Below are 15,492 nucleotides of genomic sequence, written 5' to 3'. Positions count from 1 at the left end.
GCAGAAGTCGCAGAAGATGGGTGTCTAACAGGACACGCGGTTGTGGTGGCCTTGCGGACTCCGGACCGATAAACGTCCGATCGCCGATGAGCAGTGCCTCACTAGGTCAGTTCAGCAAGTAGCGCGGCGGCTTCTTTGAGGTCACCCGTATCGAAGCCTTCGGTGAAGCTGCCGTAGATCGGCGCGAGCAGGTCGCGGGCTGCGCTACGCTTGCCTTGATCGAGCCAAAGTCGGGCTAGGCTTGTGCCGGCGCGCAGTTCCCAAAACTTCGCGTCCTGTTTCTGCGCTGTTCGAAGCGCGCGGCCCAGCCAGCGTTCGGCATCGTGTCGATCCGAGTTGGTGATCAGCGCCTCGGCCATGAGCCGATACAGCTCCGCCTCGTACCACCGCTCGTCGGTTCGCTCGACCAGCTCCAGGGCTTCATTTAACAGGCTGATCCCGTCGGCGGTTCGGTTCGCTCGCCGGTACGCTTCCGCCAGCAGACCAAGATAGTAAGGTACCTTGATCTCGGCCCCCGTCGCCCGCTTTGTCGCCAGACCCGATCGCATCCTGCTGATGGCCTCTTCGATGGATCCTCCCATCGCGAGCGAGGCCCATCCTCGGAAACAGGTTCCTGTTCCAACGAAGTGAGGAAAATCATGCTCGGTGGCAAGTGGCACCAGCTCGTCGGCTCGTTCCTCAAGAATCGCTTCGTCGCCGCGAAGTTGGTGAAAGACACAGTTGACGTGCAGAGCAAACGCCAATGTATAGGGCTGCGACAGCTCGCGCGCCCAAGCCAGTGCGCGTTGGCTTTCCGCCAGCGCCTGATCCGGTTGTCCTAGCAGGAGAACTGTCCAGGCGACGAAGCTCTCGCTGGTGACGCGAACGTCGTGGGGCGTCAGCTTCGGAGGTCGGTGCTCAGCCTCGTTATAAAGGTTGAGCGACTGCCGCAGGTGGTGGAGCGCGCGATTGTATTCGGCGCGAAACATTAGGCTGACGCCCAAGCACCGGTGCGTGATCAGCTTGATGTCGCTGTCATTTCGGTGTTCGGAAAGCACCGCCGACTCGTCCGCCAGTTGATGCGCGGCCCGAATCTCCGCGCGATTGTGCAAGAACGAATGGGCGCCGGCCAAGGCTCTCGCAAGCTGTGCCCCCTCCGGGGCCTCACGACACAGCTCTCGGGCACGGGCATACGCTTCACCGGCCTGAGGCGATGCCCATCCCTTGGCTGCCGTTAGGGCACCGGCAAGCGCAAGCTGAAGAGAAAGTTCGCTTGACTGGCGCTGCTGACTTTTCGGCAGGCGGCCAAGCAAGGTGAGCGCCTTGCCAAAGTGCGCAGCGGCTTCGGCCATCGTCGAACGTTCGACGGCCAGGCGCCCAGCCTTGTCCCAATACTCGATTGCCTGTTCAACGAGGCCGGCCTTGGCACAATGCTGTGCCATCAGCTCAGGCTGAGCGGCTGCAATCTCCGGAAACTGGCGTTCCAGCGTGATGACAATCCGGCCATGCAGGTGCTGCCGCCGCGGACGCAGCAGGGTGCTGTAGGCGGCGTCCTGCACCAGCGCATGTTTAAAGGTGTAGGCGGCATCAGGCGGCGTCCCGCGCCGAAACACCAGCTCGGCGCGAATGAGCTGCTCCAAAGCGCCCTCCAGCTGCGGTTGCGACATTTCCGCGACAGCATTGATCAGTTCGTGCGAAAACTGACGCCCGAGCGTCGCTGCGATCTGCACCACTTCTCGGGTGGGCGCCAATCGATCGAGCCGCGCCAGAAGCGAGGCCTGGAGCGTCGTTGGGATCGCCAAAGGAACCAGCGGCCCGGTCACGGAGTAATGGTCGCCGGCATCGGTTATCCATCCGCTCTCGACGACAGATTTGGTCAGCTCCTCGATGAATAACGGCACGCCATCCGTGCGATCAATGATCTGATCGGCAATCTCCGGGGGCAATGTCTTGCCCCCGGTTACGTGCGCGATCATCTCGGCGCGGTGCCGAGGGGGCAAGCGGTTGAGACTGAGCAACGTCACGTGTGGACGGCCGACCCAGGGCGGCGTGAACTCCGGCCGAAATGTAAGAATCACCAAGATCCGCAGCGTCGCGGCGCGGTCGATGAGCAGATCCAGCGACTCCAGCGTGGTGGGGTCGCTCCAGTGGATATCTTCCCATAGTATCAGCAGCGGCTGCTGCGCCGCGAGTCCTTCCACCTGCGCAAGTTGCACATGAAGCGTTTTCTCTTTGCGCTTCCGCGGCGTGAAATTGAGCGGCGGGTAGCGGTCGCCGGTCGGTATCGACAGCAAGTCCGCCAAGAGCGGGACAGCTTCGCTCAGCTCCTGGTTGGCCAGAGCCAGCACCGCAATAAGCTTATCCAAGCGGGTCTCGGCGGTATCCTCGCGTCGGAAGCCGGCCGCCTGCTCGAGCTGGGTGATGCTGGGATAGAGCGCACTGTGCTGATGGTGCGGCGAGCAGAAATAACGCAACCGCGTGTGCGGCTCCTCGCCCAACTGCTCCAGTAGGGTTTGTGCGATGCGCGACTTACCGATGCCCGGCTCACCCACGATCAGGACGACGGAACCCTCGCCGGCCTTGGCCCGCTCCCAGCGGCGGGTCAACAATGCGATCTCTTCCTCGCGACCGATCAACGGCGTGCTGGCGGCGCGTAGGGCCTCGAACCGACTGCCGACCAGGCTCGCGCCCACGACCCGCCAGACACGCACCGGATAGTGAATTCCCGCGATCGGCAATGTGCCCAGATCGCAATAATCAAACAGCCCGCCAAGCAGGCGGCGCGTGCTGTCTGCGATGACCACCGTATTCGGTTCGGCAAGCCCTTGAAGCCTTGCGGCAAGATTAGGGGTCTCGCCAACAACCGCTTGTTCCCGGGCAGCCCCCTCCCCGAGCAGGTCACCGACGACTACGAGGCCCGTGGCGATACCGACACGCACCCGCAACGTGGTCGCGTGGCCCGCCTCGAGCTTGGCCACCGCTTCGATCAAGGCGAGGCCAGCGCGCACCGCTTGTTCGGCGTCCTCCTCATGGGCCTGCGGATATCCGAAATAGGCCAGCACGCCGTCACCTAGATACTTGGCAACAAAGCCGCCGGATATGGTGATCACCTCGGCGCAACGACGGTGATAGGCGCCGATGATGTCGCGCAGCTCCTCAGGATCGAGCCGCGCCGACAATGCCGTGGAACCGACAAGGTCGGCGAACATGACCGTGAGCTGGCGGCGTTCGGCTTCTGGAGCCTTGCCGCCGGAGCGGTCTGGGTGGACCGAATGCTCGGTCGTCTCGCCAATCGGTTCGGCACGCAACACGGCAATCGCATCGAGGAGAATACGGCGATGGCCAACCGCCGTCACGCCGAGGTCTCTGAGGTCCTCGGCGGTCAGCTTGCACAGGATTGCCTCATCGATCGCGTTTTCCCGGAATGCCTGCTCGTAGCGTTCCAGGCCGAGGCTGCGCAGCCAGGCAGAGATATTCATGGCGTTCACACGCACACTTGGCCGCACTCATCACTGGCGATGGCCGCAGTCACGTCGGTCGCAACGCGCCCCGTCGATCGAGCCGCTCGCGGACCAGCCGCACCAGAATGAGATAGCCAGTTTACCCCACCCCATGGGGCGAGACACGCCTTTTTGCCTCGTGAATCGCTGGAACCCGCAGACCAACCCGGTAGCGCCCGTGAGGACTCCCCAGTGATCGCGACACTCACCTTCACGATCCCACCGACGCTTCTCGCGCTCGCCGACCGGGTGAACGGGTGAGAAGTCTACTTCCGTTGTTGGCCCACCGCTTCCGTTGGCGCGGTGTCGCGGCATGTCGGCTCATAAAGGTAGACCGGAAGTTTGCAGCCGGTTGCCAGTCCGGCGTGACCCGTTGCGGAAGTTCTGGCCCGCCGTATCGAGCTATGATCAAATGTTTCAAGGCTTAAGGCGAGGAAAGGATTGGGATCAGGCGCCGCGACTTCATTCTGGGAATGACGATCGCATCAGCTGCTTCGCCGCTCGTCGCGCAACAACGGCTGAAGCCGAAGCGTATAGCGATGGTGTCTCCCGCTGCCAAAACTACGGATATGAACGCCGATAGCAGCACTGGCTACTATCGAGCCTTCTTCCAAGAGCTGAAGGCGATTGGGATACGTCGAGACCCAGAACGTCATTGTCGAGCGATACTCTGGAGGAGGTGAAACAGCCCGATACGCTCAGCTCGTCGCCGATGTCGTGACAACACAACCTGATCTAATCGTTGCGACAGGTACACTCATAGCAATGCGACTAAGAACCGCGACGCGCGACATACCGGTTGTGTCAATGTTTGGCGATCCGGTTGCTATGGGAATTGTATCGACGCTCGCGCATCTTGGTGGGAATATCACAGGTGTGAGCATCGATGCTGGATTGCAGCTTCACGGTAAACGCATCCAATTACTTGCGGAGTTGATGCCGAACCTTTCGATCGTGCACTACCTAGCGACCGAAGCTTACTGGGAGCGGGCGGCGGGAGCTGGCGTGCGGTTAACGGCTCGGCAAGCGGGCATTCCTATTGTCGAACCGCCGTTGGGCGGGAATGTCTCGCGAGAATCCTACCAACGGACCTTGGCAGCGATACCGAACAGTCCAAGCAGTGCCATCATGGTATCCGACGAAGGCGAGCATCTTGCATTTCGTCAGATCCTGGTGGAATTGATTGCGGCACAGCGCATTCCCGCGGGCTATCCTTTCCGAGAATTCGTAGATATCGGGGGACTGATGTCCTACTCCGTCGATCTGGCCGACGTCATGCGCCTTATGGCCTCCCAAACTGCTGATATTTTGAACGGAAAAAACCCCGCTGAAATCCCGGTTTACCAGCCGACTAAGTTTGACTTGGCCATCAATGCAAAAACTGTCAGGGCGCTAGGTCTTCAGCTCTCACCATCCTTCCTTGCATAGGCCGATCAGGTGACAACCTCGCGGCGGGTGCTGGAATAAGTCGGCGCGCGTGGTAGACTTTCGGTCCTATCGGTCCAGAGTGGGTTACACAAAATCCGGAGGGGCCGCGATGCAGCAAATTGCCGACTGGCTCCAAAAGCTCGGAATGTCCGAGTACGCGCGACGTTTTGCTGAAAACGGGATTGGTTTCGCAGCACTTCGCCATCTGACTGATCAGGACCTTAAGGACATCGGCGTGCTGCTCGGGCATCGGCGCATAATGCTTGCGGCTATCCAGGAGCTTGGGAGCCCTGACGTAGCTCAACGCGTTATGGCCGAGTTGACGCCCCACGATGCCGCCGAACGTCGCCAAGTCACTGTGATGTTCTCGGACCTTGTGGGTTCAACAGCACTTTCAGCACGCATGGACCCTGAAGACCTACGCGAGATCATTTCCGCGTATCAGAAGTGCGTCACCGACATCGTGAGGCGGTTCGGCGGCTTTGTTGCGAAGTATATGGGCGATGGGGTACTGGTGTATTTCGGGTATCCGCAGGCGCACGAAGACGATGCGGAACGGGCCGTCCGGGCGGGGCTGGAGTTGGTGGCTGGCGTAGGTGCTCTGAAGATCCGTGCGCCCCTGCAGACGCGTATCGGCATCGCAACGGGACTGGTGGTTGTCGGCGACCTCATCGGGTCCGGCGCTTCTCAGGAGCACGCCATAATCGGTGAAACGCCAAACCTTGCGGCACGTTTGCAAGGCGTTGCTGAGCCGAACAGCGTCGTCATTGCGGAGAGTACTCGGAAGCTCTTGGGCAATCTGTTCGAGCTTGAAGAATTTGGGCCGAAAGAGCTCAAAGGTATCTCAGGCGCCGTAGGGGCATGGGCTGCGTTGCGGCCGGCTTCAGTCGAAAGCCGCTTCGAGGCCTTGCACGCGAACGGATTGACCGAGCTTGTTGGGCGCGACGAAGAACTCGAACTCCTGTTGCGACGCTGGTCCAAGGCAAAGAGTGGTGAAGGCCAAGTAGTGCTGCTCTCCGGCGAGGCTGGTATTGGCAAATCGCGGCTTACGGTGGCGCTGCTGGAAAGCATCGCTAACGAGCCGCATACCCGATTGCGCTATTTCTGCTCGCCGCAGCATACCGACAGCGCTTTTTATCCGATCATCGGCCAGATGGAACGGGCCGCACGATTTGCGCATGACGACCCGCTGGAAACGAAGCTGGACAAGCTCGAGACAGTATTGGCGCAGACTTCAACCTCTTTGGAGGATATGGCGCTATTCGCCGACATGCTGTCGCTGCCAAAAGACGGACGCTACGCGGCGCTCGACATACCCTTCGAACAGCACCGCCAGCGGACATTTGAAGCGCTCGGGTCACAGGTGGAGGCATTGTCGCGCTCCACACCTGTGCTAATGATCGTCGAGGATGCACATTGGACCGATCCCACGAGTCAAGAAGCTTTCAGCGGGGTCGTTGACCGGCTTCGGACCTACCGTGTGCTGTTGATTGTGACGTTTCGTCCAGAGTTCGAACCGCACTGGATCGGACGGCCCTACGTCTCTGCTCTGACCCTCAATCGGCTGGCGCAGCGCCAAATCGAGACGGTGATTGATCAGATCGTGGGCAACCAGCTTATCTCGGCGAGCGTGCGGCAGGACATCATTGAGCGCACGGACGGGATTCCCCTTTTTGTGGAGGAGATGACGAAGGCGGTCCTGGAGACCACGAGCGAGGGCGAAACGCGGCGAACTACAGGCAATATTCCGTCACCTGCGGCGGCGGTCCCCGCAAGCCTGCACGCCTCGCTTATGGCGAGGCTCGACCAGCTCGGGCCCGCCAAGGAGGTGGCCCAGATCGGTTCCGCGATTGGGCGAGAGTTCTCTCACACCCTGCTTTTTTCCGTTGCGAGCAAGCCGGAGCCAGAGTTGGCATCCGCCTTGGACCGTCTGATCTCCGCTGGCTTGTTGTTCCGGCAAGGTGTGCCTCCGTATTCCAGCTATCTATTCAAGCACGCGCTGGTGCAGGACGCTGCCTATGGCACGCTGCTGCGCCCAAGACGGCAAGAGTTGCATGCACGAGTTGCCACCACCTTGGAGCAGCATTTCGCAGATCTGGTCGATCGGCAGCCAGAGATACTGGCTCATCATTTGACGGGTGCCGGACAGGCGGAACGAGCCTCTGATCAATGGCTAAAAGCGGGCCAGTTTGCGGCTTCCCGCTCCGCGTATGCCGAGGCGGTCAGTCATTTCGATCGTGGTTTGTCCCTGCTGCCATCTCTCTTGGATGCGCAGCGCGATCAGCAGGAGATCAAGCTGCAACTCGCTAAAGGCGTGTCTCTTAGTAACGCCAACGGCTTCTCCTCGGCCGAAGCAGCAAAAGCGCACGCTCGTGCGCACGAGCTTTCCGATAAGATAGGGGACATCGATTCTCAGTTCACCGCGATATGGGGGTTGTGGACTTTCCGACGTACGTCGGATTGGAATGCGGCGCGCCAGCTTTCAGATAGGCTCCTGAGCCTGGTGGAAAAGAGTAGTAATGTCGGCCTTCGCCTCGAGGCTCATCATACGGGTTGGACAACACATTTCTTCTGCGGCGAACTCGCTCCGGCGCAGGAGCATTGCGATAAGGGCCGAACCCTTTATGAGTTCGAGCAGCACCGGACGCACGCACACATCTACGGCCACGACCCTGGAGTGTGTGCAGGAACGCTAGGTGCCTGGAGCGCCTGGCTGCTCGGCTACCCTGACACGGCGCTCGCTCGCGTGAATGACGCATTGGCGCTTGCGGAACGGGTGAACCATCCCTTCAGCCTTGCTATGGCGCGTCTGCATGCGTCGATATTGCACCAGTTCCGACGTGACTCACCTTCGGTGCTGCAGTGCATTGAGAGCGCAGAGACCCTAGCGGCGGAGAAGCGCCTTGCCTTGCCGCTCGATCCACGAGTTCTCCGCGGCTGGGCGTTGTTGGCACCGGATAGGATTGAGCCGGCGATTGCCTCCTACCGCGCCGCGCTTGCTGATCCGGCGAAGCGAGGCACGATCCAGTACGCTCCCTATAGCTTTGCGCTCTTTTGCGAAGTGCTTTGTCGCACAGGAAACCACCCCGGCGGAGCCGAAGCCCTGACGGGTGCTGCTGCCATTGCGGAACAAAGCGGCGAGCACTGGTGGGATGCGGAAATCTCTCGGCTGCGAGGGTTGGTGGCATTATCTCGCGGCCAGCTCGGAGGGAGCAAATGGCTGCTGAAGTCCCTACAAACCGCTCGGCAACAACGGGCGAAATCACTTGAGCTCCGGGCAGCGACGAGCCTTGCCCGCTTATGGCGCGATGAGGGCAAACGCACCGCGGCACGTGATCTGCTGGCTCCGGTTTACGGCTGGTTCACTGAAGGGTTCGACACGCTCGATTTGAAAGAAGCCGAGGCGTTGCTCGACGACTTGACCTCGTGAGCCAGTCGAATGGTCTAGCGACTTCTGAGCTTGGCCTTCTTGGAAGTCCGACAACATCCGCTTTCGCGCCGCTATTGGGGACAAGCGGGTTTTATCGAAGGGGACCGACTTGGACGGTCAATCCCACCCTGGTCATAGAGTTCGATGACCTCTTCGAGCGTTGCGACCGATCCATCATGCATGTAGGGCGCACGCTGCGCAACGTTGCGCAATGTCGGCGTCTTGAATGCGTATCGGAGCTTTTGTGACGTCGGAAACAGCCGGCCGCGGCCAATATCACCGTCTTTCGCGGTGCCGATATCCTGAAACGATCCATCGGTAAAAGACGGCCCACTGCGGCAGTCTGAGCAACGCGCTTTGCCGTTGAAGAGCGCAAAGCCGCGTTTGGCCGCCGCGCTGATCGCGGTTTCATCCCCAGCGATCCAGCGGTCGAACGGGGACTCGTCCGCGACAATGGTGCGTTCAAAGGTCGCCAAGGCAGCTTCGATCCTGGGCCGGGTGATCGCACTATCCCCGTAGGCGCTTGCGAACGCATCGACATAGGCCGGGCTGGTCGACAGACGGTCAATCAACTCCGATTCTGTCAGATTCATGTTTGCCAGACCCGTGATCGGACCAAACGTGACGGATTCGATATCCCTGAACTTCCCGTCGCAGCCCAACGGCTGGGTGAACGCCACATCGATCAGAGTGGGCGAACGAAGCGGCAGGCCTTTCGGATCCTCCCCGACCGCACGCGCAAGGCCATCTCCCCACGACAGCGACGGATTGTGGTGTCAATCGGCGTTCGACTGGGACCCCCTATCGGCATCCAATCGGGGCTCTGACGCATATTCGATGATCGTGATTGTTTTTATGGCGCGCCAATCAGCCTAGCCTGAAGGAGATCGAGCTTAGCGCGCCCGTACATTTGCCGTTTGACCAGCTTGAGCTTGGTGATCTGAGCTTCCACTTGGCCATTGGACCATGGTTGCGTGATAGCCGCGTGCACCGCGGCCTTATCGTTGGCAATGCCATTCGCGAACGAGGCAATGAGGCTCCGCTTGGAGTCATCAATCCAAGGTTCGAGCTCCATCTCGGCCTTCTTTCGGATCATCGCGTGGAAGCGGCCAACGAGAGCTTGGGCATCGGCCAGCATAGGAACGTTTTGTTCGATGACCGCAAGCGTGACGGTCTCGGCTTTGGTTAGGTGGTCGCGCTTCGTCGTCATCAGCTGCGCTATCGTCCTGGCGGCGGGGACCTTCTGCAATTGTTGATGGCTGATAGTCTCGGCACGTCGCCGTCGCGTCGCCCATTCCGCCACGACGCGCAGCGATCCCTTGAAGCCTTGTCCTTTCAAGCGGCGCCAGAGCTCGGCACCGTTGCGACAGCCGACTGACCACTGCGCGTCCAGGAACGGCAGATGCCCGTCCAGGGTGCTTTGACGGGTGCGGAACATATCCGTACCGCCGCCGCGGCTAATTTGGCGAACCAGATTGCGACTATGTCCTGTGCGGCGGACGATCTCCTTGAGCGACACACCGTCGCTGACGAGAGCCGTAATTACGGCATGGCTGTCCTGCCGCCGCAAATAGCCCTGATAGCGCAGCTTTTCCGCACAGGTCAGCAATTCCGGGTTGATCGTCGTCGCTCCAATTGCGGTTCGGATTCTGTTCATGGAGCGGCGCACCGCATCAAGGAAGGCCGCGCTCGCATTTTCCATCAGATGCCAGCGGTCGGCGACTTGGATGGCGTTCGGCAGCGCCTTGGCTGCTGCCTCGCCGTATCCACCACCGCGATCTCGCGACACAATGTTGATCGCTGGGTGCTTCGATAGCCACGCCCGAACGGTCGCAGTTTCCCTGTCGGGCAGCAGGGTAACGATCCGCCGGCGCTCCAAATCGCACACGATCGTCCCGTATCGATGATTTCTCCGGAACGCCCAGTCATCGATGCCCACAACAAGCAATGGATCTGTCGGCATCGCCGTCCGCCGGCGGACCACCCGCAGTAAGGTATCGTTGCTGACGGGCAGCATGAGCCGCTTGGCGAAGCTTGCCGCCGGCCGGCCGCCGAGCGCCAACCCCAAGTGATGGACGATGTATTCCAACCGTGCCGTCCGGCGCCGTCGAAGCGGGACGATGTCTTCTCCAAACCGCTCCGCGAAGATCCGCCGGCGGCAATGCGGCACCTCACATGTGAAGCGCCGCGTGAGCAATCGGAGGCGCACCCTTCTGCCCGCTGACGGCAAATCAGCCACGTGCCGGATGTATCGGCTATGGATTCGGCGCGACGCTGTCGCGCACAAAGGGCATTGGGCCTCCGCACCCTCTGACCGAACAGCCAGAATAACCGAATCCATTGAGTCACTTACACCATCAAACACCAAACCACTCGGTACTAGCGATGAGATTTGAAAGCCCGTCCGCATGGCGCTGATTCTCCGTTTGAGAACCACAGTCGCCCGGCAAACTTCATCGGAAATGAGTCAGACCCCCGATTGGATGCCGATCACCCCGAAAACGGGGTCCTTATTCCATGCCGAAACACAGCGAAGCTCATCTGGCCTTTAAGCCCTCCGGCGTCATTTGCAAACTTGATATTCCATTGGCATCGCTCGTGCATGCAAAGCAATTGGCCAACGCCGTGTAGCAAAAAAGAAAATTTAATATCTTTGGTCCTAATGTCCGAATTGGGTCTTGGCTGCTTGGCTGTGTGGATACGGATAGTGTAGCGGTCCGAACGTCACTGGCCCAGATTGGACCGGACACAACCCGATGACGAGACGCATGCTGGAGGCTTGACGGAGTTTGACGTGAGTGCGCCGTCAAATTCCGCGGGGGCATAGGGTTGTTGAACACGATTGATGCCGCCTTGCCTCCCCGGAGCGCCTTCGACAGCTTCAACGCCGTACCGTCTACGGACACCAGAAGCGCGCGCGATAGGCCGATTACGCGGAAAGAAAAGTCGGCGGGACTAACGAGCTCAACCTGCGTCCGCGAGATTTAGTCAACCACGGCTGCCCGGAGCTCCCTGCCAGTGAACACGATGATGAGCTCGGTTGCCTCGGCCGTGGTGCACTGAACCACTCCAAAGCCTTTGTGCCTGGCCATGCGGCTGATTGATTATTATCACATGTTAATGCCCGCGCGGCACATAGTACCCAATATCTGATGCTTCGGTGCGTTGCAGGGCGGATGTACCCTTGTGACAAGCGGCAAGGCCCTTGGCTTGGCCAAGGGCCTTTGCCTTTCCCAACGGCGTCGAAACACCGTCGCATCTCAGCAATTTCCGCAACCTATGTACATGGCGATTGAAGCGTGCGGCTTTAGCGTTGTAGCGGAACAGAGGAGTGCCAATGCAAAAACGATGTCGCTTCAAGCAGACCACCTCCCTCCAAGACCGCATCGCGCAATTCACCGAGACGGTGCGCAGGCAGGCTGCCGTCACAGCGGACCGTAAAAAGAAAGACGCGCTTTTGCAGAAGCTTCGTGCGGCCGAGACGGCCGCAAACCTGGAACGGCAACTCTCCTCGCTTGATCCGCTGCATGCGCAGGATCGATGAAGCCAGCTCTAACTGAGCGCCGGCATGCCGCGCCGGCTCGAATGATCGGGCAACTCGGTAAATCTCGCTAAGCGTAAGCCCCGTTGCACCTGATGTTCTTAGTCAACTATCTCCTAGTCCTACGGCATGCTTTCAGCTCGATGTCCAGCTCAGCGTAATTCTGAGGTAGAGCTGCAGTATCGACCTCTGCATCGGAATCTAAATGCACGTAATTTTCACGACGTACTAAGCGAGGTCACGAAGCGCTCAGCTCAAGCTAAATTGCGTCTGCGCGAACCGTTTGCCGCCGCTTGCTGTCGGGATCCAGCGAGTATCGCCCTGTGTGAGCCAGGCGCCCTGACGCGGCTGGCGGATGCCACGCCTTTGATCCCGTGCGAACAGCTGGGGGGTGTCAGACGCCCGTCTGGAGACCATGCGTGCCGGGGGCGCCGGGGCATCGGCAGCTCGGTTACTCCGGATCGCAAGGAGATGCCGCAGACGCCGGGTGAACGGATCAACATTCTTGGCGGTGATCTGGACCGGCTGCGCGAGAACTCGATAGAACTGCTCATCCATGTCGCACCTCCACAACATCGACGCCCCGCTTGAGTAGCGCTGCGGTGGCGGAGTGAAGAATGGCAGGCAGGCCCCGCGGTACGTGGGGCGTCATGCCTGTCGGTCTTCGATGGATGCGGGGGAGAGCAGATCACGAGAAGCAGGTTGAGAAAACTCGGCGTCGCCCAGGCGGAGAGCTCAAAAGCCGGGGGCTACGCACAGTTCTAAGCTGCCCCTTAGAGGTTTTTTTCGCTGTGCTTACATGGGCGGTCGCTTCGAGGTCGACGCCTCCAGCCGGAAGTCATTTTGTAGCCGCTGACTTAGCAATATTAGACCGTCTCGGTCAAAAGCTGCCGCGCAGGAGTGCCCTTCGGTTCGCTGGTCCGGGCGGCGAAATCTCCGGCCTCCGTCGAGCTGCGCAGCCACTTCGTGACGTCACCGATCGCCTCACGCGGCGAGCGGCCGAACTTTCTCAGCCCCCGGAAATACTCCAGCTGAAGATGCGCCGAAGTGCCGCGTTTCAGGATGGCCTTGAGGTGCTGAATATCGTCCTCGATGCCCAGATGCGCGATGTCGGGCGCAAGCATCGCGATCACCGCCTCCAGCCAGCTCCTGAACGAGACCGGCTCGAACGACGCGAGATCGATATACGTTCCATCCGTCCCGTAACGCTGGGCGCGCCAGCGGTTTTCCTCGATTAGCGCGCGGTGCACGGCCGAATAGGTAGCGTTCAGATCCGGATAGTGTACGACGTGTCTGACCAGCGCGCGATACAACGCCGCGATCGCTACCGTGTCGGCGATGGCCGTGCAGCAGTCCGTGATACGAAGCTCGAGGGTCGGATGCTGGAGGGAAGGCCGCAGCGCCCACCAGACATAGGTGGCGTTGGGGACGATGCCCGCGTCGACCAATGTCCTCACATAGGTCTCGTATTCAGCAAGGTTGCGAAACATCTCGGGAAAGCCGGTCCGCGGCAGGGCGTCGTTCGCGGCGTTGCGATAGCCGAGCAATCCGGTTGGGTAGCCGCACCAGAACGGCGACGAAGTCGACAACGCCAGCAGCAGCGGCAGGAACGGTACCAGGCGGTGCATGATCTCGACGCGCTGGCCTGGCTCGGGCACCTCGACGTGAACGTGCAGCCCGCTGATGGGATTGCCGAGCCCGACCATTCCGAGGTCGCTGATGACCTTGCTGTAGCGGCGCTTGCGCGTCATGCGCTGCTGCTGGGGTTGCGCCAGCGGATGCGTCCCTGCCGCAATGATGCCGACGCCGTGGTCCTTGCCGACCTCGGCAAGAACCGCGCGGTAGCGCGCAAGCTCCGCCAACGCATCCGCCGAATTCGTCAGCGGCGGGGTCGCCACCTCGATCTGCGATTGCAGGATTTCCGTGGTCAGACGTTCGCCGAGGCGCTTCTGGGCCGCCGTCATGTAGGGTTTAGGCAACTCGGAGCGCGGTGCTGCCGACTGGCGGTTCACCAGAAAATATTCTTCCTCGATGCCGAAGCGGTAACCGTGCATGGCCTAACCTGTCCGTTGCGCTCTTGCATGCTGGCGAACAGCATCGCCGAAAGTAGACAGGATGCGCGCCGACGCATGATCGGTGCTCGCCCAGTAGTCTGGATGAAACATGGTGCCGAGAGCGAAGGCGCTCGCGCCCTCGACGCTGATGGCTTCGACCGAGCCGTCTTCGGCAATGGCTTCCGCCACGAGCCCCGGTGCCAGATCGGCGATCAGGAAGCTATGCAACGAATTCACGATGAGAGTGTCTGCGCCGCAGATCGCTTGCAGGATGCCATCTTTGCGCAGCGTCACTTTTTGTCGCAATCTATAGCGGCTATCCTCGTTGTCCGCCTCGGGCGTGCCATGGCGTTTATCCTCAGGCAAACTGTCCGGCTCCTTCGCCAGCGTGCCGCCGAAGGCGACATTCAACTCCTGCGATCCACGGCACACGAAAAGAGTGGGGATGCCGCGCGCCAGCGCATGCGGAATCAGGCGAAGAGCGACCTCGTCGCGGAATTCATCAAACGGGCCATCGTGCGCCTGGTCGGCCATTTTCCCATAGCGGGAGGGGTGAACGTTGGTCTGCCCGCCGCCCACAAAGAGGCCGTCTAGGCCGTCGAGATAGGCCTCGACATCTGCTTCGGGCGCCGCGGGCAAGACCCGCGGGACGGCACCTGCGGCGACGCCGATGGCGTTGACACAAATCATGGCAACGGACGAGAGCAGCTCGCCGCGCGCAATTGTTGAATCGGAGAGAAGCCCAACCTGCGGCGCGCCGCTGCGAGCCTTCCACTGACCGCGGGACCGGTCGAGCCGCCACTGTTGAAGACCGTACGCCACGGCATCCGCCGCGCTGCCGAATTGATGAATCGCGGCCTTGAGTTCTCTGACGTTTGTTCCTAATCGAAGCGCCCAGCGGCTGCAGGCAATGGGATCGTGCGGATCAATTCTCGTACGGGGCTCGTGCAATGTTGTCCTCTGCTGCCTCACTCGTGTGTTGATGAAGAGTGAAACCGCAATCGTGCACAAAGGTTGCTTCGTGATTGAACTGCTTCGATTTTATACATAGCAGGGGCGCTTAACTTTTGTTTGTTTCGCAGTGCTTGAAAGCAAGCCCGCGTTCCGAAATCGCCTGACATGAGCTGCGCAAATTCGAAATTACTGAGCCACACGGAGAGCACCTCGCAAGGATGCTGGTCGACCGTCTTTTCGTCGGCCGTAGAGCCCCTGGGGTGGAGCCCGACGTCCGGGCTGACGCGCAACTGTCGGGTTACGGCGGAGGATACTCACCCCCCTTTGGGGCTCACCCACTGCAGGAAAGTGTAAGACTCCCAGCCGGGAATCACGGCGCCGGGGTCCAGCACTGGCAACGGCGCTAGTCGCAAGCGTTGCCGACGCCACAACCTTCCGATCGGGGCGGGACTTCTCGGCCTGGGTCGGGCTCGTGCCGAAGCAGAACTCTAGTGGGGGCAAGGACAAGCTTGGCCGAATTAGCAAGCAAGGTTTTCCCGGTAGCTCGCATCTTGCGGGAGCGAAGGATTCCCTTCCTGTTCAGCACGGGTTACGGCGGACCTCCGC

Annotated in this window: 8 protein-coding genes and 2 pseudogenes; 4 read left to right on the top strand and 6 right to left on the bottom strand. The window is 60.5% G+C overall.

Annotated features, from left to right (window positions below):
* Nucleotides 1-101: 101 nt before the first annotated feature.
* Entirely contained in the window at nt 102-3,458 is a 3,357-nt protein-coding gene (locus RX329_RS09180) for an AAA family ATPase (RefSeq protein WP_317245719.1), read from the bottom strand.
* Between the two features lie 648 nt (nt 3,459-4,106).
* Here RX329_RS09180 and RX329_RS09175 point away from each other — a divergent pair.
* Together RX329_RS09175 and RX329_RS09170 are read left to right on the top strand one after the other, a co-directional pair.
* A complete protein-coding gene (locus RX329_RS09175) occupies nt 4,107-4,907 on the top strand; it encodes an ABC transporter substrate-binding protein (protein ID WP_317245718.1) in 801 nt (266 codons plus the stop codon).
* Between the two features lie 109 nt (nt 4,908-5,016).
* Nucleotides 5,017-8,337 (top strand): adenylate/guanylate cyclase domain-containing protein, encoded by a 3,321-nt coding sequence (locus RX329_RS09170; protein WP_317245717.1) that lies wholly within the window; start codon nt 5,017-5,019, stop codon nt 8,335-8,337.
* Between the two features lie 86 nt (nt 8,338-8,423).
* On the opposite strand, the pseudogene RX329_RS09165 reads toward RX329_RS09170, so the two are convergent.
* Nucleotides 8,424-9,110 (bottom strand): annotated as a pseudogene (locus RX329_RS09165) (cytochrome-c peroxidase); the annotation flags it as partial.
* Between the two features lie 80 nt (nt 9,111-9,190).
* Nucleotides 9,191-10,747 carry an ISL3 family transposase gene (locus RX329_RS09160; protein WP_317245716.1) on the bottom strand — a complete coding sequence of 519 codons (1,557 nt, stop codon included), beginning with the start codon at nt 10,745-10,747 and terminating at the stop codon, nt 9,191-9,193.
* Between the two features lie 921 nt (nt 10,748-11,668).
* Between RX329_RS09160 and RX329_RS09155 the strand changes: the two genes are divergently transcribed.
* Nucleotides 11,669-11,881, top strand: a complete 213-nt coding sequence (locus RX329_RS09155; protein WP_143275320.1) for a hypothetical protein — start codon at nt 11,669-11,671, stop codon at nt 11,879-11,881.
* Between the two features lie 246 nt (nt 11,882-12,127).
* Here the strand turns inward: RX329_RS09155 and RX329_RS09150 are convergent, their stop codons facing one another.
* The 3 genes from RX329_RS09150 to RX329_RS09140 all read right to left on the bottom strand — a co-directional run bounded on the left by RX329_RS09150 (nt 12,128) and on the right by RX329_RS09140 (nt 14,883).
* Complete coding sequence (locus RX329_RS09150; protein ID WP_317245715.1) at nt 12,128-12,436, bottom strand: hypothetical protein; 309 nt, start codon at nt 12,434-12,436, stop codon at nt 12,128-12,130.
* Nucleotides 12,437-12,744: 308 nt separating this feature from the next.
* Nucleotides 12,745-13,932, bottom strand: coding sequence for a carboxylate-amine ligase (locus RX329_RS09145; protein ID WP_085394085.1), 1,188 nt, complete (start codon nt 13,930-13,932; stop codon nt 12,745-12,747).
* Between the two features lie 3 nt (nt 13,933-13,935).
* Complete coding sequence (locus RX329_RS09140) at nt 13,936-14,883, bottom strand: gamma-glutamyl-gamma-aminobutyrate hydrolase family protein (RefSeq protein WP_317245714.1); 948 nt, start codon at nt 14,881-14,883, stop codon at nt 13,936-13,938.
* Nucleotides 14,884-15,268: 385 nt separating this feature from the next.
* Here RX329_RS09140 and RX329_RS09135 point away from each other — a divergent pair.
* Nucleotides 15,269-15,418 (top strand): annotated as a pseudogene (locus tag RX329_RS09135) (transposase); the annotation flags it as partial.
* Nucleotides 15,419-15,492 lie beyond the last annotated feature (74 nt).

The organism is Bradyrhizobium sp. BWC-3-1 (genome assembly GCF_032917965.1).
GTDB classification, from domain to species: domain Bacteria; phylum Pseudomonadota; class Alphaproteobacteria; order Rhizobiales; family Xanthobacteraceae; genus Bradyrhizobium; species Bradyrhizobium canariense_D.
The sequence above is the reverse complement of the archived record's forward strand: the minus strand, read 5'-3'. Positions and strand labels throughout refer to the sequence as shown.